Here is a 20,259-nt window from a genome sequence, read left to right as displayed (position 1 = left end):
TTTGAAAGGTACACCGTCGGCTCACCAGTGAGAAAAAAGAAAACGTAGGTGCTGCGAGCTTACGCGAGCTTCTCGATTTTCCTCGAACGCGGTTCGAGGGGACGAAAAACTGGCTTACGCCAGTTTTTCGATTTCTTCGACGATGACGTCAGCGAACTCGCTCGTGGCGAGTTTCTGGCCACCCTCGATCTGACGGTGCAGGTCGTAGGTGACGCGGCCGGTGGAGACGGCTTCCTCGACGGCGTCGCGGACGAGCATTGCGGCGTCCTTCCAGCCCATGTATTCGAGCATCAGGCGGCCCGAGAGGATGAGTGCGGTTGGGTTGACCTTGTCCATGCCGGCGTATTTTGGCGCGGAGCCGTGGACGGGTTCTGCGAGACAGAGTTTATCTCCGAAGTTCGCACCGGGGGCGATGCCGAGGCCGCCAATCTGTGCGCCGGCGGAGTCGGACATGTAGTCGCCGTTCAGGTTCATCGTCGCAACGACGTCGTACTCGTCGGTGCGGGTCAGAATCTGCTGGAGCATGTTGTCTGCGATGCGGTCTTTGATGACGATTTTGTCCGCTGGCGCCTCGCCGTCGTACTCTTCCCAGAGTTCGTCCTCGGTGATGGTGACGTCGCCGAACTCTTCGGCTGCGAGTTCGTAGCCCCAGTCACGGAAGGCACCCTCGGTGAACTTCATGATGTTGCCTTTGTGGACGAGGGTAACGGAGTCGCGGTCGTCCTCGATGGCGTACTCGATTGCTTCGCGGACGAGGCGCTTCGTCCCGAACTCGGTGATTGGCTTGATGCCAATGCCGACAGGACCGTCGTGGATGATGCCCGTCTTGCCCATCTCGTCTTCGACGAACGCTTTGACCTGCTCGACTTCGTCGGTGCCCGCTTCCCATTCAATGCCCGCATAGACGTCTTCCGTGTTCTCACGGAAGGTGACCATGTCCATCTTCTCTGGGTGCTTGACCGGCGATGGGACGCCCTGGATGTAGTAGGTTGGGCGAACGTTTGCGTAGAGGTCGAGCTTCTTGCGGAGCGCGACGTTCAGCGAGCGGAAGCCTGCGCCGACAGGGGTGGTGAGCGGCCCCTTGATGGCGACGCGGAACTCTTTGATTGCTTCGACGGTGTCTGCTGGGAGATTCTCGTCGTACTTTTCGCGTGCACTCTCGCCTGCGTAGACACGCATCCAGTTGATTTCACGCCCGGTTGCCTGTGCGGCTGCCTGCAGCACTTTCTGAGCGGCTGGCCCGACGTCTGACCCAATTCCGTCGCCGTGGATGATTGGGATAATTGGGTTGTCAGGTACCTCCAGTTTGCCGTCCGAGACGGTGATTTTCTCCCCGTCTTCGGGAACGTCGACCTTCTCGTAGCTCATAACACATTAGCCTCAGGTTAGCACAGTAAAAGCCCTGCTGTTCTCGTCTCGCCACGAGAGCCGAGGGGATTATGTCGCCGGGTGCGTGTTTTGGGTATGCGAATTGTTGTCCATGGTGGTGCTGGCGGTCAGCCCGACGAACCCGACCGTCGCCAACAAATTCTCGACGAAGCAGCGACCACAGGCGCGGCAGAAACAGACCCCGTTTCCGCCGTCGTCGCCGCCGTCCACGTCCTCGAATCGTCGCCTCGATTCAATGCTGGTGTCGGCGGAGCCATCCAGTCGGACGGCATCGTCCGGACGGACGCGGGTATCATGACCGATGAGTATGAAGCGGGGGCCGCAGCGGCCATGCCCGGCGTCTGTCACGCCATCGACGTGGCCCGTGTCGTGATGGAAGAGACCCCACATGTCCTCGTCTCGGGCGTCCACGCCGTCGACCTCGCGGACGCCTTCGGTATCGAGACGCGCGGAGACCTCCTGACAGACGAGACTCGCGAGCAGTGGGCCGAGCTCGAACACGTCCCTGAGAACACGGACGTTCGGGGACAACTCGACTGGATACATGAGAAATTCGGTGGACACGACACCGTGGGCGCGGTCGCCGTTGCGGACGGTCGTGTGGCCGCGGCAACCTCGACTGGTGGCCGCTGGCTTGCACTCGCTGGACGGGTCGGCGACGTCCCCCAGATTGGCAGCGGCTTCTACGCCACGCCCGCGGGCGGTGCGAGCGCGACGGGCGCGGGCGAAGACATTGCGAAGGTCACCCTCTCTCGGCGCGCCGTCGATTTGCTCGAAGCCGGTGAGACGGCGCAGAATGCCGCAGATCAGGCCATCGAAGAACTCGAAGACCGCACTAGCTCTGAAGCCGGTGTCATCGTTCTCAGCGCAGACGGTTCCGTCGGAAGCGCGTACAACACAGACGCGATGCAGGTGAGCGTGGCGGGCGAGTAGTCGGCTGCCTCCTCGAAACCCGTGGCGTAGCACCACTGCGTCTCCACTCTTTTTCACAGACAGTCGACTGCGCGAGATATTCGACAATTGTCGTGGGGCAGTTTTATTATCGACGAATCTCATACCTCCTCTCATGGCACAGCTAACAGTGAAACGAGGGGAACAGCGCACAGCGTGCCCGGACTGTGGAGGCGCGCTGCTCAACGTGCAGGGGCTCATGACGTGCCACGAGTGTCCGTGGGTCGAGAACAGGTAGTCGCAAACCCTTTGGACCGCTCCGGCGAAAAGCCGGTATGAGCGATATCGACCTTTCTTCGGAATCGTACGAGAAGAACCGCGAGGCAGGCCGCATCCTCGCGCAGGTACGCGACGAAGCAGCCGACAAAGTCGACGTTGGTGTCACACACTTGGAGGTCGCAGAGTTCGCAGAAAACCGCATCCGCGAACTCGGCGGCGAACCCGCCTTCCCGGTGAACATCAGCATCGACGAAGAAGCCGCCCACGCCACGCCAAAAATCGGTGACGAATCCGTCTTCGGCGAAGAGATGATTAACTTAGACATCGGCGTCCACGTCGATGGCTGGCTCGCAGATACGGCGATTACTGTTGACCTTTCCGGGCACACCGAACTCAAAGAGGCCCCAGAGCAAGCACTCGAAGCCGCGCTCGAACTCGTCGAACCGGGCGTCAGCACGGGCGAACTCGGCGCAGAGATTGAAGATGTCATCACGAGCTACGGGTTCAACCCCGTCGTGAACCTCACGGGCCACGGCCTCGAACACTGGCAACAACACACCCAGCCAACCATTCCAAATCGCGCCGTTTCGACGGGCGTCGAACTCGAAGTTGGTGACGTGGTCGCCATCGAACCGTTCGCCACCGACGGGAGCGGGAAGGTTCGCGAAGGGAGCAAAGAGGAGATCTTCGCCCTCGAACACGAGCGCCCGATTCGCAACCGACAGGCACGCGAAGCACTCGACCAGATCACAGAAGAGTTCCGTACCCTGCCGTTTGCTATCCGGTGGCTCGACACCGACCGCGCGGAGATGGCGCTCCGTCGCCTGAAGCGCAACGGCATCGTCCACGGCTACCCGGTGCTCAAGGAAGCAGACGGGCACCTCGTGAGTCAAAAAGAGCACACCATCATCGTCACAGAAGATGGGTGTGAGATTACGACGGCGTAATCTCGGAGGGGTGTAGAACGGTTGGAGGACCGTTCGTCAGCGAGGAATCGATTTTTTACGCGTTGTTCATTCGAAGCGTGGTCTCGTGACCACAGTTCATGCACGTGCTCACGCGGTAGGGCTCGCGCGAGAATTTTGCGTTTTCCGGTTTGTCGCTCTCCGTGAGGAGCTTCAGGGCGACTTTGTGGGGCGTGTCACGACCGCACGCGTTGCAATCTTCGGTCATGTCGCCTGGGGTTCGGTTCTGGGTTGACATCGTATCAGCTACTGGCACCGGGGAGAGCATAAAAACCCCAATCTGTTGCACCTTGTTTCAGACGGTTTTCGCCATATGGGGGTCGAATTGGGCAAACGACTGTTCCATAGGTCTTTAGAGCGTTTACAACCTGCGCTAAACGTGTTTTGGGGGTGGTTAAACACCATATGGTCGTAATATTTATATAGGTGTTTCAGCCGGGTGTGCTATAGAGTCGCAATCAAACGACTGAGCCCACTCTGCCGGGGATTTAACCCGGTTGCGCGACCACGGACGGCATGGACCAGCTGTTCGCCCCCTGGCGCATCGAGTGGATCAAACGCGAAGACAAGAACGACGCTGTAGACGGCTGCGTCTTCTGTGACCTCCCAACCCGTGAGAACGCACGCGAGAATCTCGTCGTCGCTGCGAGCGAACACACGTTTGTCCTCTGCAACAACTACCCGTACAATCCAGGCCACGTGATGGTGATTCCCCGGAAACACACCGGCGAGTACGGCGACCTCACCGACGCAGAACTCCTCGACCACGCCACGCTCAAACAGCGCACCTTCGACGCCCTCGAAGCGGCGATGGGTGGCGTCCAAGGGTTCAACGCCGGGCTCAACCTCGGCCCGGCGGCGGGTGGCTCCATTGGTGACCACCTCCACACCCACATCGTCCCGCGATGGAACGGTGATACGAACTTCATGCCGATTACGAGCGACACGAAAGTCATCGTCGAAGCGTTGGATGAGACGTACGACCACCTCCACGATGCGTTCGCCGCACAGGACGGCACGCACGTCGACCACGAACACGGCCCCGTTGTCATCGAATAATCCGACAACCGCACGGCGAAGCCACTATACGCTCGGGTCGCCAACCACGACTCCATGTCGCGCGCCGCCGCAATCCGTCGGGTTGGCCTCGTTATATTGGGGGTGAACTTCGTGCTTATGGCGACGAAGGCGGCGGTATGGTACACCACCGGCTCGCTGGCCGTTGGCTCAGAAGCCGTAAACAGTCTCGCGGACGCGGTGTACTCGGCGGTCGTTCTCGGTGGCCTCTATCTCACCACCCAACCGCCGGACTTCGAACACCCCCACGGCCACGAGCGAATCGAGCCGTTCGTCTCGCTCGTCATCGCCATCGGCATCTTCGTCGCGGGCGTGCTCATCCTCGTCCAAGCCGCCTCGTCTGTGGTAAACGGAACCGTCTCACCTCCTGCAGGCCCCTTCGCCATCGTCGTGCTCTCGGGGGCCGCGGTCATCAAATTCGGCCTCTATCGCTACTGCCTCGACGTGGGCAGTCGGTATCACTCGCCTGCGGTCACCGCCGCTGCGCTCGATAACCGGAACGACATCCTGACTGCGAGCGCCGCGCTCGTCGGCGTGGTCGGCGCATCCATCGGCTTCCCCATCTTAGACCCACTCGCCGCGGGCCTCGTTTCGATTGGCATTCTCTACACGGGCATCGAAATCGTCCGCGACAACGTCGCCTACCTCGTCGGCGCGGCCCCGCCAGAAGAACTCCGAATCGAAATCCTCCGACGCGCGCTCGCTCACCCCCAAGTGTCTGGTGCACACGAAGTCATCGCCCACTACGTCGGCCCGGAAATCGACGTAAGCCTGCACATCGAGGTCGAAGGCGACCTCACGCTGATGGAAGCTCACGACATCGAAACGGCCGTCGTCAATGCAATTCGGGATATATCTCAGGTTGACGACGTGTTCGTCCACATCGACCCGAAAGAGTTGGGGGAATGGAAAGAAGACGAGGAAACCAACCGACTGCTCCGCCGGTTTGACGATTGAAACGGTCTGTTAAGCAAACCTTACAGCGGTTTGCCGAAGGCGTACACCGTCTGCTGACCCGTAACTTCAACGTCCACGAAGTCGCCGGGTTCGATGCCGTGTTCTGACGCGTTCTGGACGATGATTTGGCGATACGCTCCGTCTCGGCACTTCACGGAGTCGCCCGTGCCCTGCTCTACGACGAGGCAATCTCGCTGAACTGTCCCAACCATCTCCTCGTAGGCCTCGCCCACGATTTCGTGCTTCGCCGTGGACATCTCCTTCGAGCGCTCTTTCTTGAGCGTCCCGCCGAGGCCTTTCAGCTTCGCGGCGTCCGTCCCGGGGCGCTTCGAGAAGCGCGTGATGTTCACCTTCTCCGGACGGGTTTCGCGCAGGAGCGCCATGCTCATCTGGTGGTCTGCGTCCGTCTCGGTCGGGAAGCCGACGATGAAATCTGTCGACAGCGTCCAGTAGTCGAGGTGGTCGTCGAACGTTTCGACGACTTCGACGTACTCTTCGACTTGGTGTTGGCGGCGCATGTCCCCCAGCACGTCGTTCGACCCGCTCTGGACGGGCGCGTGCAAGAAGTTGTAGAGCTTGTCGTGTTTGGCGAACACTTCGGCGAGTTCGTCCTGAATGCCGTGAACACCCTTCGGGTTCGCCATCCCGACGCGCACGCGGAAGTCGCCCTCTATCTGGCAGATTTCATCAAGCAGGGTGTGGAGTTGGCGTTCGCCCTTGTCCCAGCCGTAGACGCCGGTGTCCTGACCGGTAATGCGAATCTCTTTCGCACCGGCGTGGACCAGCGCGCGGGCCTTTCGGACGTTCTCTTCGACGGGTGGAGAGTCGATTTTGCCCGTGGCGAACTTCGTGATGCAGTACGAGCAGTTGCTCATACAGCCGCGGGCGATGGGGAGAATCCCGATGACGCCATCGAGAATCGGCTTCGAGTCGGGCGTCGGGGTCGGGCACTCGCCGTTGAGCACCGCCGTCGGCACTTCGTCCCAGTGAAGAATCTGTGCGTCGATACCGGCGTCTTCGAACTCTTCGCCCTGTGCGAGTGCCATACAACCGGTGACGATGAGGTCGGCTGTCGTAGACTGGAGTTCTTCCGCCCGCCGAATCATGTTGCGTTCGGTCTTTTCGATGACGGTACAGGTGTTGAGGATGGCGACGTCGGCGTCTTCGGGGCCCTCTGCGCGGTAGTGTCCCCCGTCGCGGAGCGCCTGCTCGATGTAGCGACTCTCGCCTTGATTCGAGGTACACCCGTACGTCTCGATGTGATAGCGGGCCATTCGCTTGGCGTCGTTAACGGCCGGGGAGGCAAAAACGCGACGGATTGACTGGCTACTCGTATGCCTTCGATAATAGGGCAATCACCAGAAATTCAGTAGCGAGCAGACGCTCATCGATATGGAAAAACAGCAGATGAGCGCGAACCATTCAACACTCCAACACAAACGCTTTGATTCTCACTTCAAATATTCTACCTGTGCCCCATTGCTCGCGCCGTGCCCTCCTTGGTTTGATTGGAGTTGGAGTGTTCACCAGCGTCTCCGGCTGTTTGGACACCCAGCCACAAACAACACTCACGGAGACTAGCACAACGACCGAGACGACGACTAAAGAGGCCAGAACCAACCCACCGTCCAGCAAATGTGACCGAACTTGGGAACCGACTGTGCGGTGGCAGAAAAATATTGGAAACGATGCTGATGACCTGCGCATCGTCAATGATGTTCTGTACGCGAGCGTGTCTCAGGGCATCGTCGCATACAACTTCGATGGAACCCCCAAGCAGCACCTTCAAATCGAGGATGCGAATACCGACGTGGTTGCAGCCACCGACAGGCGTGTACTCCTCGCCGGTATCGAGACGGTTCGAGCGATTAACGCAGCTACTGGGTCAACTGACTGGCGCTTCGAGGCCGAAGAGAATGCGAGTGTGAGTGATGTTGCCGTCGCAGACGGGCAGGTGTATGTCGTCACTTCGAAGTACCCGACTGCCTCAGAGAATTTCGAGGAGACGTTCGTCAGATTGGACGCACTCGATGCAACATCCGGTGAGTCATTGTGGCAATACGACGACGTTCCGGGGGAAGGAGAATTCGGATGGACCGTCTCCGCTGACGGTGACGCAGTCTACGTAGCGTGGGAAGATGGTGTCCTTCTCTCGGTCACGATGAGCGGGAACGAACGGTGGCGGCGGACACTTCCAGTGGACGATGTCAACCTGAATGTCAGATTCGGTGGTGTCCAAGATGGAACGCTCTACCTCGGCGTCGAGGGAACGTCGGAGACAGCGCTCGCCCTCTCGACTGCTGACGGGACAACTCTATGGGAGCAGTCTGGATTGGAAAGCGTCGATGGAATTGCTGACGGCCGGGTGTACTGCTCGGGGAGGAGCGCCGCGAACGGGTATCGTTTTGCCGCACTTGCTGCCGAGACAGGTGAGTACGTCTGGAGCCGGGAGTTCGAGACTGGAACCGTGACGACGCCAGCGGAAGTCGCCGATAGCGTCCTCTACGCTGGGGTGAACAACGGTCAAACTGATGGAAGTCGCGGGGTTTGGGCACTTGACGCCGCGAGCGGGTGTCTCCTCGGTGAGTTCTCACTTGATGGTAGGAGTATTTCTCGACCGGTGGTTGCTCGTAATACCGTATTTGTCCTCGATGAGATTGGGGAGATGTATGCCCTCACCACCGTCGCTGAGTAGTGAGCGTCCGAGCAACCCAGCCCGAATAATCACGCTGCTATACTGCATTTTCAATAGAGCAGTTTACACACCGCTCGAACAGTCACTCATCTTGATTGACCGCACTTCACCCATCTCGGTTTATTTCTGTGCGTCGAAGAAACTCTCCATGATGGCGACACCCGAGGACGCGCCAATGCGCTCTGCGCCTGCCTCAAACATCGCCTTTGCCTCTTCCCAGTTGCCGACACCGCCGCTCGCCTTGACGGGGAGGTATTCTGCCATCAGTTCCACGTCAGAAACGGTCGCGCCGCCGTCCGCGAAACCGGTCGAGGTCTTGACGTAGGCGGCGTCCGCGTCCTTGGCCAACTCGGAGGCTTTGTGCTTCTCGTCCTCGGTGAGTAGCGCCGTTTCGATGATGACCTTCACCGGGAGGGGAACGGCGGCGACGACTTCTGCGATGTCCTCACGCACGGCGTCGTACTCACCGGCTTTGAGGCGGCCGATGTTGATGACCATGTCAATCTCGTCTGCACCGTCTTTCCACACGTCTTCTGCTTCGTCGCGCTTTGCGGTGGTCGTGTTTTGCCCATGTGGGAACCCAACGACGGTTGCGAGCGTCACGTCGGGAGCATACTCGTTCGCTTCTTTGACGTAGCACGGCGGGATGCAGGCGTTCATGCCGTACTCGGTCGCGTCATCGAGGACGGCGAGGACGTCGTCAAAGGTCGTCTCAGGACCGAGCACCGTGTGGTCGAGCATGGAGGCGAGGCGGTCTGCGTTCATATCGCACCAAAAACGCTCTCTGTGTAAAAATTGCCCCATCGACTTTTCCCCGCGGGATACCAAATAGATGTCATGAACACGCCTGAGACGCTCCACACCGAGGTGACCGAAACGGCGTCAGCCATCGCGGAGATGGAGATTCGCGGCGCGGCAACCATCGCGGACGCCGCCGCGCGCGCCCTTGGTGCACAGGCCGAAGCGAGCACGGCGGCCACTCCCGAGGAGTTCCGTGCCGAACTCCGGGCTGCTGCGCGCGTGCTTCACGACACCCGACCGACCGCGGTCAGCCTCCCGAACGCGCTTCGCTACGTCCTGCTCGGAATGGAGGGAACCACGGTCGAGGAACTGCAGAACTCGATTGCGCGGCGCGTCGCCGCCTTCTGTGGTCAACTAGAACGCGCCCAAGACGACCTCGGGCGCTTTGGCGGCAACCGCTTGCGCGACGGCGACACCATCATGACCCACTGCCACTCGACGGACGTCATCGCGTGCGTGCGCGCCGCCGTCGAAGATGGGAAAGAACTCACCGCCTACGTCCGCGAGACGCGCCCACGCAATCAGGGCCACATCACCGCCCGCGAACTCACCGAACTGGGCGTCGATGTCACGCTCATCGTGGACAACGCCGCGCGCCACTACCTGAACGACGTCGACCACGTCCTCGTCGGCGCGGACAGCATCGCCGCAGACGGCTCGGTCATCAACAAAATCGGCACGAGCGGTCTCGCCGTGAACGCCCGCGACATGGGAACGCAGGTGATGGTCGCCGCCCAGACCATCAAACTCCACCCGGCGACGATGACGGGCCACACCGTCGAAATCGAAGAGCGCGACGCGACGGAAGTCGTCGCAGACGACGTGCGCGCGGAGATTGGTGACATTCGCATCAATAATCCCGCCTTCGACGTGACGCCGCCGCGCTACGTCGACGCCATCGTCACCGAACGCGGCCAGTTCCCCCCAGAGAGCATCGTCATCCTTATGCGCGAACTGTTCGGCGAGCGAGTCACCAACCCGTGGGAAGAACTCTGAGAGACCGCAACGCGTTTACTGCTTCCGGCCACGAGTGTGGCTATGGTACTTCCGGACGGATTTTCGATTCCACCGCTCCCTTTTGTGTTGGCTCTTTTCGTCTCCCTCGCCGTCGTCGGTGGCGCGCTCTACCGGCGCAACCCACCGGTCACCCGCCGCCTCGTCGTCGCCTTCGCACCGTGGATGGTCGTCGGGTCGAGTTTGTACGTCCTCTATCAGATTGAGGGACTGCCCTCGGCAATTGCGCCGCTGTTCAGTTCGCCGACTGTGTACGGTTCGACGTTCGTCATCGCCGGGGCGATCTGGGCCGTCTCGTCTCGCCTTCCCGCAGACGACTGGGCGCTGCGCTCTGCGCCCGGCATCCTCGCGGCGACAGGCCTGCTCGGTATCTTCCTTGTGGCTGGGGCGACGCTCGCCGTCGGTGCGCAATCTGGCTTGATGCTTTTCTGGCCCGCCATTGGCCTCCTCATCGCTGTGCTCCTCGCCGCGCTCGTCTGGGCGGGCATCCGCACCGGCCTCCCCGACATTGCGGCCACCACCGGGAGCGCGGGCGCGCTTGTCGTGTTTGGCCACACGCTCGACGGCGTCTCGACGGCGGTCGGCATCGACGCGCTCGGCTTTGGCGAGCAGACGCCACTTTCGAGAGCCATTATTGAGTTCGCCGCCGCCCTCCCCACGGCTGAGGTGCTCGGCACGGTGTGGCTGTTCGTCCTCGTGAAAATCGCACTCGCCACCGTCGTCGTCGCGTTTCTCGCAGAGACGGTCCGCGAAAGCCCACGGGAGGGCTACCTCCTGCTCGCGCTCATCGCCGCCGTTGGCCTCGGCCCCGGCGCACACAACCTCTTGCTGTTCACCGTCCTCGGGTAAGCAGACTTTTTTGTCTCACCCACCGAAGTGGCGGTGTTAATGCCCCGCGTCATCTGTGCTGGCCACGTCAACTGGGACCTGACTTTGCGTGTCGACCGTCTGCCCAAACCCGACGGTGAAGCGCTCATCGAGTCCCAGCGCACGGCAGGCGGCGGGAGCGCGGCCAACACCGCCGTTGCCCTCGCCGGGCTCGGTACGACGGCGGGACTCATCGGAAGCGTCGGAACCGACGAAAACGGCACGCTCGCCCGCGAAGAACTGACTGGTGCCGGACTCGACCTCTCACACCTCCTCGAAGTCGAGGCGGAAACCGCCGTCAAGTACCTCATCGTCGACCAGACGGGCGAGGTGATGGTGCTCGGCAACAAGGGCGCGAACGAAGCCGTCACGCCCGAAAACGTGGATGCCGACTACGTCACGAGTGCAGACCACCTCCATCTGACGAGTCAACGTCCGGACACCGCAGCCCACCTCGCTGCCCTCGCGGCTGAAGCCGGCGTGCCCGTCAGTTTCGACCCGGGCCGACGCGTCGCCTCTCGTGACTTCTCTGCAACGTTCCCACACGTCGATTACCTCTTTCTCAACCGGCACGAAGCCGAGCAAGCAGCGGAGAAATTCGACCTCGACACCCCAAATCGCGTCGTCGTCACCAAGTTCGGGGCGGGCGGGGCACAACTCATTTCGGGGGGCAAACTCGCCTCACATCCGGGCTTCGACATCGAAACCACCGACTCGACCGGCGCAGGCGACGCGTTCGCCGCGGGCTTCATCCACGCCCAACTCACAGGGGACTCGCTTCCCGACTCGCTCGAATTCGCCGCGGCGTGTGGCGCGCTTGCGAGTCAGCAAGTCGGCGCTCGCGGTTCGCTCACACCAGCGCGCGTGGACGCGTTCCTCGAAACGCACTGACCGCAAACCCGTCGTATTTTTTGCCGCGCCTCCTGTGAGTGCGCGTATGGCAAAACAGCCCCACCTCCTCGTTTCAGAAGGCGACGTGACTGATATCGCACTCATCCCGGGCGACCCGGGTCGCGTCGACCGCATCGCAAAGCAGTGTGAGAACGTCGAACTCGTCGCTGAGAATCGTGAGTACAAGGTCGTAAACGCGGAGTTCGAGGGCCGCGAACTCACCATCTGTTCGACCGGGATTGGCTGTCCCTCCGCCGCAATCGCCGTCGAAGAACTCTCCCGCGTCGGCGTCGAGACGTTCATCCGCGTCGGGACGACGGGCGCACTCCAGGAAGGCATCGAAATCGGCGACATGATTGTCGCAACCGGCGCGGCGAAAAACGAAGGCACCTCGAAACGCTACGAGGACGTCGAGTTCCCCGCCGTCCCCGACTACGACGTGCTCACGGAACTCGTCAACGCCGCAGAGGCAAACGACGAAGACGTCCACGTCGGCCCCATCGCCTCCGACGACGCGTTTTACGCGGAAACCGACGAGTTCGTGAATGCGTGGGAAGCCGCAAACCTGCTGTCGGTCGAGATGGAAGCCGCCGCCGTCTTCACGCTCGCCCGCCGCAAGGGCCTGCGCGCCGGGGCCATCTGTACGGTTGACGGCAACCTCGTCGAAGGCACACAGAAGGGCGAGACTGAAGGCGAAGAACTCCCCGACAAGGCGAAAAACAACGTCGAGCGCGCCATCCGCATCGCGCTCACCGCGACGACTTCGCTGTAGAGAAAGGCCTTTCAAGGCCACTTTCGAACGTCTGGCAATGCTCGATTCGGTGCGCACTCGTCTCGCCACCTACTACGCCCGAGCCAAACGCCTCGAACGGCGTCGCCTCAGAGACCTCCGACGCTGGGTCGAGAGTACGCGCAATCTGGTTCATCTCTCCGTTGTCGTCCTCGTTCCGCTGCTCATCGCCACCGTTACCGCCATCTCGAACTCGCTCGAACAACTCTCGTTCCTGCTGTTTCCACCGCTCGCTGCTGGCACGTACACGCTGTTTGCAGACCCCGAAGGGAAATACTCGAAGCCCGGCAAGTTCGTCGCCGGACTCACCATCGGCGCGCTCTGTGGCTGGGGCGCGTTCGAACTCGTCGCCATCAGTCCATTCACGCCGGCACCGAGTGGCCAGTCGGTGAGTGCGGTCAGCGCCGGACTTGGCATCTTCCTCACCGCGCTTGCGACGTGGATGTTCGATATCGAAGAGCCCTCTGCGTTTTCGACGGCACTCCTCACCCTCGTCGCTGGCTCGACCCAGTTCGACTACGTCCTCTCGGTTGCCGCTTCCAGTGCAATCGTCGCGCTCGCCTTTGTCTTCTGGAAACAGCAGTTCTACCAGCGCAGAGCCCGCTTCCTGTATCAATCGACGAAAGGCGACGACCACGTCCTCGTCCCGATGCGTGGTGAGCATCCGGAGACGTCTGCCATGTTCGGCGCGCGCCTCGCTGCGGCCCACGACGCCGGAAAGGTCGTCCTCCTCGACATCGTCGACGACGAAGCCATCGCGGCAGCCGAAGCCGCCTTGCTCGGCCACGACGCACAGGTGCTCACCGACAGCGGCGAAAAACAGCCCCTCGAAGAACAGGCGGAGACGAAAGCCGCGACCGATGCTGCGGCCGACTTAGAGGCGTGGGCGAATCGCCTCCGGACGAAAGTCGGGGTTCCCGTGGAAGTCGTCGTCGCAGTCGATGGCACCTCGCCAGCACAGACGGTCATCCAGACGGCGCAATCGACCAACTGCGACCTGATTGTCACGCCCTACGAAGAGCGCCACGGCGCGCTGTCGCCGTTCGTCCGCACGCTGTTTCGCAGCGAGGTTGACGTGGCCGTCCACCGCTCGGTTGGCGGGCGCACCCGGTGGAAGCACATTCTTGTCCCCATCCGCCAGCCAAGCGACGTGGCCCACGCGATGATTGATTTCGGCCTCAGACTAGCCGGACGCACGGGGCGGGTGAGCGTCGCAAACTGCATCACCGCACCCAACCAGCGCCGCGCCGCAGAGCACATGCTCTCAGACCTCGTTGACGCCTTCGAAGGCAACCTGGAAACGCGTGTCTCGCGGGCGACCATCGAAGCGTTCCTCTCGGCGAACGCCCCGCAGTACGACGCGATTTTCCTCGGGGCAAGCACCGACCGCTCTGCGGCCTCGCGGCTCATCTCACCGCCGACGTTCGAACGGATTCACGAACTCGAAAGTGACGTTGTCATCGTTGACCGCGGCAAACACCCGCTGCCGATTCTCGATTAGGCGGCGTCCGTGTGTTGTTCGTCCACGTCTAAGATGCGGTCTGCGAAGTCCTCCATGCCGCGCTGGCCGAGTGCGGACTGGACGAGCAAGTGCCCGCCGATGACCGCTGGGCTGATGACGGTGTCTGCCCCGGCGCGCTTCAGCTTCTGGATGTTCTCGCGTTCGGTGGCGGCGGCGACGATTCGTACGTTCGGGTTCAGTTGGCGCGCCGTGAGAATCGAGAGCGCGTCCTCTGCGTCCGAGTTGGTCGCAGCGACGACGGCGCGCGCACGGTCGATGCCAACGCGCTCTAGCACATCCTCGTCTGAGGGTTCGCCAGTGAGAACTTTGTAGCCGCGCTCTGAGAGTTCGGTGGTGTGTTCTTTGTCCGGGACGATGACCACGAACTCAGCGGTCGTTTCGAGTTCTTCTAAAATCGGTTCGGTCAGTTCGCCGTAGCCGAGCACGACGACGTGGTTTTCGAGGGTTGCAAGTTGTGATTCGTTCATGATACCAAGGGCTCTGCTGAAGCGCGCTTCGATTGCGGGGCCGAGGACGGACCCAAGCGCGATTGCGAAGCTGGCGGTGCCGATGACGATGACGCTCATGCCGAACAGGCGGGCGACCTGCGTGGTCGGTGAGGCGTCACCGTAGCCGACCGTACTCGCCGTGACGAGGGTGTAGTAGAAGGCGTCGGTGAGGTTGTTGACGCCGGCGAACTGCTCTCTGAGGGCAAACGTCCCAACAGTGCCATAAATCTGGGCTCCCGCGATTGCGGCGAGCGCGCCGAGTTGGGTCGTACTCAGCGAAACCTCTTGCGTGAAGCGCTTTCGATTGAAGCCAACGACGACCAGTGCAATCAGCGAGAGTGCCACGAGGGGCAACGACAGTGAGTTCGACTGGAGAAGTCCCTGTGCTGCGGTCAGCGGCAGCAGTATCATCGTCGAGAGCCACGCGGCTTCGAGTCCGCGCCGCAGGCCAACGAAACTGAGCAACACCAAGAAGCCAGTGAGTGCGCCGGTAAAGCCAGCGGTCTGCTGGATCGTTTCGTGAACGTAGGGGCTGAGCGGGCCGGGCACGACCGTCGGCGTCGCGATGTTTGCCACCCCCGTCGCAAAGGAGAGCAACGCCACTGCAAGAGTCAGCAAAATTGCAAGACGGATGCTGTACCAAGCGCGCCTCCGTTCCATACACCACTGCTTGTTTCGTGACAGTATATAAACCTCGACTTGTCGGCCGACTTTGTGTTCCGGTACTGGTAAAGTCATACCCTGAGTGGTGCAACTATGGTTCAAGCCCTTCCGCTGCAGGTGCTGTTTGGCATCTATCTCGGCCTCTTGACGGGGCTTCTCCCGGGCCTTATCGCCTTCACGCTCGGCTTCGTGTTCAAATACTTCACCGGAGTCACCCTCCCTGGCTTTGGTGTCGTCACCCTTGGGGTCGCGATTGCCGGTATCAACGGTGGCCTACTCGGGCTTATCGACCCCGCCGTCCAGAGTTCGCCGATGTTGCTCGTCGCCGCCATCGTCGTGATGATGATTACACTCTATACGCACTCGATGGGCGACAAACTCGGTGCGGACTTTCCAAAACGCCTCTCGCTTAAACGCCTGCGCGAGCAGAAACTCTCACGCGACGTACTCAACCGCGTCGGCGTTCGCGGCGAAATCCAACTCGACATCGTCGGCCCCGTTGGCGACATGGAGGGCTATCCGCCGCTGTCCGCAGATTTGCGGAAGGCCATCAAAGAGTCGAAACTCACCGTCCCGCCCGACCTCCCGCTTTCGGAACTCGAAAGCCGCCTCGCAGACCGGCTGCGAAACGACCACGACCTCGCGGACGTGTCGGTGACCGTTGACGCAAACGCAAAAGCAAGCGTGAACGCCGCCCCACCAAGTGGCCGTCTCTCCCGGCGCGTTCCGAAAGGCAAACGCGCCGTCTCAATCGAGGCGCTGCTCCCGACCGGCATCGCGCGCGGCGACGAAGTGGTGTTACAGACGACTGCTGGTTCGGTCACCGGGCCGGTCGTCGCCGCACAGTCCGACGGTGGTGGCGAGCAGAAACCAGCGGAACCCACCGACGAAGCCGACGAAACCCCGATTCCCGCGCCACACGCGCCGACGACCACTGGCGGTGAGGGGCGCATTACCGTCGCCGTAGACCGCACGGACGCAAAGCAACTGCTCGGCGTCGAAACCGGGCGCATCGTGACGCAAGCACGCGGGACGCGCCGTGAATACGAACTCGTTTCCCTGCTTCGACGGGCGGGCAAGCGCTTCCAAAAACTCACCGTCAGAACCGGCGGCGACCTCGACGGGCAGACGCTTGGCGACATCGCGGTCAGAAGCACGTACGACGTGGCGGTGCTCGCGGTCAAACGCTCCTCGAAGGCGGACACCAACGGCACCGCACGTGGCTGGGTGTTCGCCCCGCGTGGCGAGACGTTGCTCGCGGCCGGTGACGAACTGTTCGTCGTCGGAACCCGCGATGCACTCGCCGGATTCAAGGAGGTGGCCGCGTGACGGTCGCATCCGAGCTGATGGGCGTTTTGCTCGACCTCAGTGCGCTTTTGTCGGTCGTCGGGATGGGGCTTCTCGCCCTTGCAAGTGCGCTCGTGCTCACGTTTGTCTACCGCTGGTACTCCCGCCAGAAACCGCCCGTCAACGTCGCCATTCTCGTTGGGCTCGCTGCGGTGTCGCTCTGGCTCAACACCGATTTGGCGCTCAAGCAGGTCATCACCGCAGGCAACTTAGACAACCTTGAAACGAACGCCATCATCACGATTGCGTCGTTCGTCGTCGGCGGCTTCGGCGCGTCGCTTGGCCACCAGATTGGTGACGATCTCGCCGTGCGATTTTTCGCCATCTCCGGGGTCAAAGACCTGAACCGAGAGATGAGCCAACTCGTCCAGTCGGTCGGGCGGACGATTACGGTCACGTTGCCTGACGACATCAACGACATCGAAGGCTACGACCCGGTAGACGAGGCAACCAAAGAGAAACTCGCAGGCATCTCGCTCGTCTTCCCGCGTCGGCTCACGGTCGCGGAACTCAAAACCCGCCTCGTCTCACGACTCAAAGAAGATTACAGCGTTGGCCACGTGGACATTGAGTTGGACGAAAACGGGTCGATTACGTTCCTCGCTATCGGAAGTCGGGCGGCCGGGCTTGGCCCGACGCTCCCGCCGGGGAAAGCGGCCGTCGCTATCCGCGCAGACCCAGCCCACGGCGCGAGCGCGGGCGACCTCGTCCAACTATGGAAGCCCGGCCCTGAACCGGAACTTGTGACGGCCGCAGAACTCAGAGCCACGGTTGACGATGTCGTGACGGTCGTCGTCGATGCAGACGATGCAGAGCGCCTCTCGGCTGAGGACACCTATCGCCTCATCACGATGCCCTCCGAACCGCTCCCCGACCGCGAGTTCGCCTCCCTCCTTCGGGTTGCAGACGAGACGATGGGTGCGGTCACCGTCGACGAATCGAGTGCGCTTGTCGGGACTGAACTAGGGAACCTCGACACCACCGTCGTCGCGGTCAAACCCCAATCAGGCGGCGTCACGGCGATTCCGGCACGCGGCCACGTTCTCGAAGCCGGTGACACCATCTACGCGATTGTCCGGCCCGACGAACTCCGGCGACTCGAAGCGGTCACTGGCCCGTCGAAACAGCAGAGCACGATGAACTAACTGGCGGCGAGCCTTTTTGCCTTCGCGTCCGGTAGACTCTCGCATGCAGTGGAAGCTCTTTGCGAATCTTGCAGAAGCCGCCGGCGGGAAGGAGGTCACCGTGGCCGCCGACCCCGGCGACACGCTCGGTGATGCCCTCGCCGCCCTCGTCTCCGAACACCCGGCACTCCGCACAGAGGTGTACGACGAAGACGGCACGCTCCACGACCACATTCGGCTGTTGCGAAACGGGCGCAGTCCGTTTACAGAAAGTGAGGGGCTCGACACCGTGCTCGAAGCCGGTGACGAACTCGCGCTGTTTCCGCCGGTCAGCGGCGGGTAGTCAGGTCTGCTTCGAGGACGAAGTCCGGTTCGCTGCTCACAGGCACGCGAGCGGTCGCCACGTCGCTCACGTGACGAACCGTCTCGGGGATGAGGACACGCGCGTTGTCCGCACCCAGCTCGGCGGCGTCTCTGCTGAGCGCGGCGAACAGCGAGCGGGCGGCTGCTGCATCTTCCCACGCGCCGACGCCGTACTCGGCGTAACGTCGGGTTTCGCCCTCGTCGTTCGTGTGCTCGAACGTGCGGTTGCGGTAGGCCATCGCCCGCGTGCCGTCAGCTTTGACCGCGAACACGGCGTCGTCGGCCGCGAGCGCGCGGAGTTTGTCGAGGGTGAGTTCAGAGAGCGCCCACGACTCGTTCAAGTCGAGGCCGAGGCCGACGAGGTGGGTGCGCGCGTCAGACCGGTTCCAGTAGCTCCACGCCGCCGCCGGGTCAGCTTCGACGGTGAGTTCGGGGCGGGCATCAGCGTCCGGTTCAGGTTTCGCCCAGCGGAACTCGGTGGCGGGGGCAAACCCCGTAGCGCGCGACTGGCCGAGGCCGCCGATGTTCCATGAGTAGACCATGTTTCGCGCGACGGTCGCGCCCTGCTGTGCGGCCCAGTCGAACAGCGTGTTCGTGAGCGTGCGGCTCACGCCGTTTCCGCGAAACGCCGGATTCACGCGCATGCCCTGTGCCCACGCTTCGTGGTCTGAGAGCAACACGCCCTGACAGAGGCCCGCAATGTCGTCGCCCGCGTCTAAGACGAACGTTTTCTGGGTGTCGCCTTCAGACTCGAGCCAGTCTTCGAGCACGCGCGGGATGTGGTCGCCGACCTCTCGGTCTGCCCACGTCTCTTGGGTGAAGCCGATGATGGCGTCTACGTCGGTGTCGCGGATTCCTCTGACCGTCAGTTCCATGGCACAGACTGCGGCGTGATTTCGCCAGCAAGCGGCGTCTGCATCGTGCCGGTCACGTCGTCGGCGTTGGCGAGCGCCCACATCAGCTTGACTTTGGCCGTGCCCGGGAGCATGTCTTCGCCTTCGACGACGCCCGCATCGAGGAGGTCGCGGCCCGTGTCGTACACACGGTCACAGACCCGCCCGGCGAGACACTGGCTGGTCATGACAACGACGGTGCCGTCGTCAACGAGCGCTTCGATGCTGTCGATCCAGTCGGTGTGGACGTGGCCGAGGCCGGTGCCTTCAATGACGACGCCTGCCTTTCCTTCGAGCACGTCGAGAAACGCGGTGTCCATCCCGGGCGTGAACTTGATGAGTTCCACGTCGGTTTCGATGTCCGGTGCGATGTCGAGGTCGCGCTCGCCGCGTTTCGTGTACTCGCGGCGGAACGTGAGTTCCTCCGTGTCGTAGTCGATTTCGCCGAGTGGAGCCGCGCCGATGGTTTCGAAGGCGTTGCGCCGGGAGGTGTGGTTCTTCCGGACGCGCGTGCCCTCGTGGAGCGCGCAGGTCGTGTCGCTCTCGGTCGCGTGCATGCAGAGGAGCACTTCTGCGCAGTCGCTTTTCGCGGCTTCGACCGCACAGACGGCGTTCATCACGTTGTCAGAGGAGGGGCGGTCTGCAGAGCGCTGGCTCCCGGTGAAGACGATGGGGACGGGCGTTTCGAGCATGAACGCCATCGCGCTCGCGGTAAACTGCATCGTGTCGGTGCCGTGCATGACGACGACGCCGTCTGCACCGTTCTCGATTTCTTCGTAAATGGCGTGGGCGAGGTCTTGCCACACGTCGGGCGTCATGTTCTCAGAGAGGATGTTTGCGACGACGCGCCCGCGGTAGTTCGCGCGTCCGGCGAGGTCGGGGACGGCGCGAAGCACGTCTTCTGCGTCGAACTGGGCGGTCACCGCACCGGTGCGGTAGTCCACCGTCGAGGCGATGGTACCGCCGGTCGAGATGAGCGCGATGGTCGGCAGGTCGTCGTCGAACTCGACTTCGGACACGTCGCTCGTCTTGCCCGGTTCGATTTGGTAGACGTCAGATTCGAGCACTTCGACTTCGGCGTCTGCGCGGGTGATACCGACGTTGTAACCGCCGTCTAACTTGACGACGAGCGTCTCGTGGGTGGTCGATGGCAGCAACACACCGTCGTAGGTCTGGCCGCCGCGTTCGACACGGACGCGGTCCCCTGGGTTCATACGCCCCGCTACCGCGTGACTGGACTTGA

The 20,259-nt window shown here is 62.1% G+C and carries 20 protein-coding genes; 13 read left to right on the top strand and 7 right to left on the bottom strand.

Going from position 1 to position 20,259, the window contains the following annotated elements; translation table 11 throughout:
- Positions 1-114 precede the first annotated feature (114 nt).
- Positions 115-1,368: an isocitrate dehydrogenase (NADP(+)) gene (gene icd / locus V5N47_RS04785; RefSeq protein WP_338729717.1), complete on the bottom strand. Its 1,254-nt coding sequence runs from the start codon at positions 1,366-1,368 to the stop codon at positions 115-117.
- Between the two features lie 96 nt (positions 1,369-1,464).
- On the opposite strand from icd, the gene V5N47_RS04780 reads away from it, so the two are divergent.
- Together V5N47_RS04780 and map are read left to right on the top strand one after the other, a co-directional pair.
- Complete coding sequence (locus V5N47_RS04780) at positions 1,465-2,322, top strand: isoaspartyl peptidase/L-asparaginase (protein ID WP_338729716.1); 858 nt, start codon at positions 1,465-1,467, stop codon at positions 2,320-2,322.
- 293 nt (positions 2,323-2,615) lie between these two features.
- On the top strand, positions 2,616-3,506 hold the full coding sequence (gene map / locus V5N47_RS04775; protein ID WP_338729715.1) for a type II methionyl aminopeptidase: 891 nt from the start codon (positions 2,616-2,618) through the stop codon (positions 3,504-3,506).
- A 55-nt stretch (positions 3,507-3,561) separates the two neighbouring features.
- Here map and V5N47_RS04770 read toward each other — a convergent pair whose 3' ends face one another.
- Complete coding sequence (locus V5N47_RS04770) at positions 3,562-3,732, bottom strand: hypothetical protein (RefSeq protein WP_332899952.1); 171 nt, start codon at positions 3,730-3,732, stop codon at positions 3,562-3,564.
- Between the two features lie 308 nt (positions 3,733-4,040).
- On the opposite strand from V5N47_RS04770, the gene V5N47_RS04765 reads away from it, so the two are divergent.
- Both V5N47_RS04765 and V5N47_RS04760 read left to right on the top strand, forming a co-directional pair.
- On the top strand, positions 4,041-4,583 hold the full coding sequence (locus V5N47_RS04765; protein WP_338729714.1) for an HIT domain-containing protein: 543 nt from the start codon (positions 4,041-4,043) through the stop codon (positions 4,581-4,583).
- Between the two features lie 54 nt (positions 4,584-4,637).
- The gene (locus V5N47_RS04760; RefSeq protein WP_338729713.1) at positions 4,638-5,558 is read left to right on the top strand and encodes a cation diffusion facilitator family transporter; all 921 of its coding nucleotides are present in this window, start codon (positions 4,638-4,640) and stop codon (positions 5,556-5,558) included.
- 20 nt (positions 5,559-5,578) lie between these two features.
- Here V5N47_RS04760 and V5N47_RS04755 read toward each other — a convergent pair whose 3' ends face one another.
- Positions 5,579-6,832, bottom strand: coding sequence for a tRNA (N(6)-L-threonylcarbamoyladenosine(37)-C(2))-methylthiotransferase (locus tag V5N47_RS04755; RefSeq protein WP_338729712.1), 1,254 nt, complete (start codon positions 6,830-6,832; stop codon positions 5,579-5,581).
- Positions 6,833-7,077: 245 nt separating this feature from the next.
- On the opposite strand from V5N47_RS04755, the gene V5N47_RS04750 reads away from it, so the two are divergent.
- Positions 7,078-8,253 carry a PQQ-binding-like beta-propeller repeat protein gene (locus V5N47_RS04750; RefSeq protein WP_338729711.1) on the top strand — a complete coding sequence of 392 codons (1,176 nt, stop codon included), beginning with the start codon at positions 7,078-7,080 and terminating at the stop codon, positions 8,251-8,253.
- A gap of 120 nt (positions 8,254-8,373) precedes the next feature.
- Here V5N47_RS04750 and deoC read toward each other — a convergent pair whose 3' ends face one another.
- The gene (gene deoC, locus V5N47_RS04745) at positions 8,374-9,018 is read right to left on the bottom strand and encodes a deoxyribose-phosphate aldolase (RefSeq protein ID WP_338729710.1); all 645 of its coding nucleotides are present in this window, start codon (positions 9,016-9,018) and stop codon (positions 8,374-8,376) included.
- A 72-nt stretch (positions 9,019-9,090) separates the two neighbouring features.
- Here deoC and V5N47_RS04740 point away from each other — a divergent pair, with 72 nt between their 5' ends.
- Genes V5N47_RS04740 through V5N47_RS04720 form a run of 5 tightly spaced genes read left to right on the top strand, consistent with a single transcriptional unit; the run spans position 9,091 to position 14,117 of the window.
- Complete coding sequence (locus tag V5N47_RS04740; RefSeq protein WP_338729708.1) at positions 9,091-10,050, top strand: ribose 1,5-bisphosphate isomerase; 960 nt, start codon at positions 9,091-9,093, stop codon at positions 10,048-10,050.
- A gap of 42 nt (positions 10,051-10,092) precedes the next feature.
- Entirely contained in the window at positions 10,093-10,917 is an 825-nt protein-coding gene (locus tag V5N47_RS04735) for a DUF63 family protein (RefSeq protein ID WP_338729707.1), read from the top strand.
- Positions 10,918-10,956: 39 nt separating this feature from the next.
- Entirely contained in the window at positions 10,957-11,826 is an 870-nt protein-coding gene (locus V5N47_RS04730) for a carbohydrate kinase family protein (RefSeq protein ID WP_338729706.1), read from the top strand.
- A 46-nt stretch (positions 11,827-11,872) separates the two neighbouring features.
- Positions 11,873-12,598 (top strand): nucleoside phosphorylase, encoded by a 726-nt coding sequence (locus V5N47_RS04725; protein WP_338729705.1) that lies wholly within the window; start codon positions 11,873-11,875, stop codon positions 12,596-12,598.
- A gap of 37 nt (positions 12,599-12,635) precedes the next feature.
- Entirely contained in the window at positions 12,636-14,117 is a 1,482-nt protein-coding gene (locus tag V5N47_RS04720) for an HPP family protein (protein ID WP_338729704.1), read from the top strand.
- Here V5N47_RS04720 and V5N47_RS04715 read toward each other — a convergent pair.
- Positions 14,114-15,286 carry an NAD-binding protein gene (locus V5N47_RS04715; RefSeq protein ID WP_338729703.1) on the bottom strand — a complete coding sequence of 391 codons (1,173 nt, stop codon included), beginning with the start codon at positions 15,284-15,286 and terminating at the stop codon, positions 14,114-14,116. The two genes, V5N47_RS04720 and V5N47_RS04715, sit on opposite strands and share 4 nt — an antisense overlap.
- A gap of 96 nt (positions 15,287-15,382) precedes the next feature.
- Between V5N47_RS04715 and V5N47_RS04710 the strand changes: the two genes are divergently transcribed.
- The 3 genes from V5N47_RS04710 to V5N47_RS04700 are packed head-to-tail and all read left to right on the top strand — an operon-like array spanning position 15,383 to position 18,103.
- Complete coding sequence (locus tag V5N47_RS04710) at positions 15,383-16,618, top strand: TrkA C-terminal domain-containing protein (RefSeq protein ID WP_338729702.1); 1,236 nt, start codon at positions 15,383-15,385, stop codon at positions 16,616-16,618.
- Positions 16,615-17,781, top strand: a complete 1,167-nt coding sequence (locus tag V5N47_RS04705; protein ID WP_338729701.1) for a TrkA C-terminal domain-containing protein — start codon at positions 16,615-16,617, stop codon at positions 17,779-17,781. The genes V5N47_RS04710 and V5N47_RS04705 overlap by 4 nt, the downstream gene beginning before the upstream one ends.
- A 43-nt stretch (positions 17,782-17,824) precedes the next feature.
- Positions 17,825-18,103, top strand: a complete 279-nt coding sequence (locus tag V5N47_RS04700; protein WP_338729700.1) for a ubiquitin-like small modifier protein 1 — start codon at positions 17,825-17,827, stop codon at positions 18,101-18,103.
- Here the strand turns inward: V5N47_RS04700 and V5N47_RS04695 are convergent.
- Positions 18,090-18,998: a GNAT family N-acetyltransferase gene (locus V5N47_RS04695; RefSeq protein WP_338729699.1), complete on the bottom strand. Its 909-nt coding sequence runs from the start codon at positions 18,996-18,998 to the stop codon at positions 18,090-18,092. The genes V5N47_RS04700 and V5N47_RS04695 overlap by 14 nt on opposite strands.
- Positions 18,989-20,230 (bottom strand): Glu-tRNA(Gln) amidotransferase subunit GatD, encoded by a 1,242-nt coding sequence (gene gatD / locus V5N47_RS04690; RefSeq protein ID WP_338729698.1) that lies wholly within the window; start codon positions 20,228-20,230, stop codon positions 18,989-18,991. The genes V5N47_RS04695 and gatD overlap by 10 nt, the downstream gene beginning before the upstream one ends.
- Between the last annotated feature and the right edge of the window lie 29 nt (positions 20,231-20,259).

The organism is Haladaptatus sp. DJG-WS-42 (assembly GCF_037198285.1).
GTDB lineage: Archaea > Halobacteriota > Halobacteria > Halobacteriales > Halococcaceae > QDMS2.
The sequence above is the reverse complement of the archived record's forward strand: the minus strand, read 5'-3'. Positions and strand labels throughout refer to the sequence as shown.

Excerpts from the sequence above, each read along its gene's own strand:
- icd (WP_338729717.1), bottom strand. The coding sequence starts at position 1,368 with ATGAGCTACGAGAAGGTCGACGTTCCCGAAGACGGGGAGAAAATCACC.
- V5N47_RS04780 (WP_338729716.1), top strand. The coding sequence starts at position 1,465 with ATGCGAATTGTTGTCCATGGTGGTGCTGGCGGTCAGCCCGACGAACCC.
- map (WP_338729715.1), top strand. The coding sequence starts at position 2,616 with ATGAGCGATATCGACCTTTCTTCGGAATCGTACGAGAAGAACCGCGAG.
- V5N47_RS04770 (WP_332899952.1), bottom strand. The coding sequence starts at position 3,732 with ATGACCGAAGATTGCAACGCGTGCGGTCGTGACACGCCCCACAAAGTC.
- V5N47_RS04765 (WP_338729714.1), top strand. The coding sequence starts at position 4,041 with ATGGACCAGCTGTTCGCCCCCTGGCGCATCGAGTGGATCAAACGCGAA.
- V5N47_RS04760 (WP_338729713.1), top strand. The coding sequence starts at position 4,638 with ATGTCGCGCGCCGCCGCAATCCGTCGGGTTGGCCTCGTTATATTGGGG.
- V5N47_RS04755 (WP_338729712.1), bottom strand. The coding sequence starts at position 6,832 with ATGGCCCGCTATCACATCGAGACGTACGGGTGTACCTCGAATCAAGGC.
- deoC (WP_338729710.1), bottom strand. The coding sequence starts at position 9,018 with ATGAACGCAGACCGCCTCGCCTCCATGCTCGACCACACGGTGCTCGGT.
- V5N47_RS04740 (WP_338729708.1), top strand. The coding sequence starts at position 9,091 with ATGAACACGCCTGAGACGCTCCACACCGAGGTGACCGAAACGGCGTCA.
- V5N47_RS04735 (WP_338729707.1), top strand. The coding sequence starts at position 10,093 with ATGGTACTTCCGGACGGATTTTCGATTCCACCGCTCCCTTTTGTGTTG.
- V5N47_RS04730 (WP_338729706.1), top strand. The coding sequence starts at position 10,957 with ATGCCCCGCGTCATCTGTGCTGGCCACGTCAACTGGGACCTGACTTTG.
- V5N47_RS04725 (WP_338729705.1), top strand. The coding sequence starts at position 11,873 with ATGGCAAAACAGCCCCACCTCCTCGTTTCAGAAGGCGACGTGACTGAT.
- V5N47_RS04720 (WP_338729704.1), top strand. The coding sequence starts at position 12,636 with ATGCTCGATTCGGTGCGCACTCGTCTCGCCACCTACTACGCCCGAGCC.
- V5N47_RS04715 (WP_338729703.1), bottom strand. The coding sequence starts at position 15,286 with ATGGAACGGAGGCGCGCTTGGTACAGCATCCGTCTTGCAATTTTGCTG.
- V5N47_RS04710 (WP_338729702.1), top strand. The coding sequence starts at position 15,383 with ATGGTTCAAGCCCTTCCGCTGCAGGTGCTGTTTGGCATCTATCTCGGC.
- V5N47_RS04700 (WP_338729700.1), top strand. The coding sequence starts at position 17,825 with ATGCAGTGGAAGCTCTTTGCGAATCTTGCAGAAGCCGCCGGCGGGAAG.
- V5N47_RS04695 (WP_338729699.1), bottom strand. The coding sequence starts at position 18,998 with ATGGAACTGACGGTCAGAGGAATCCGCGACACCGACGTAGACGCCATC.
- gatD (WP_338729698.1), bottom strand. The coding sequence starts at position 20,230 with ATGAACCCAGGGGACCGCGTCCGTGTCGAACGCGGCGGCCAGACCTAC.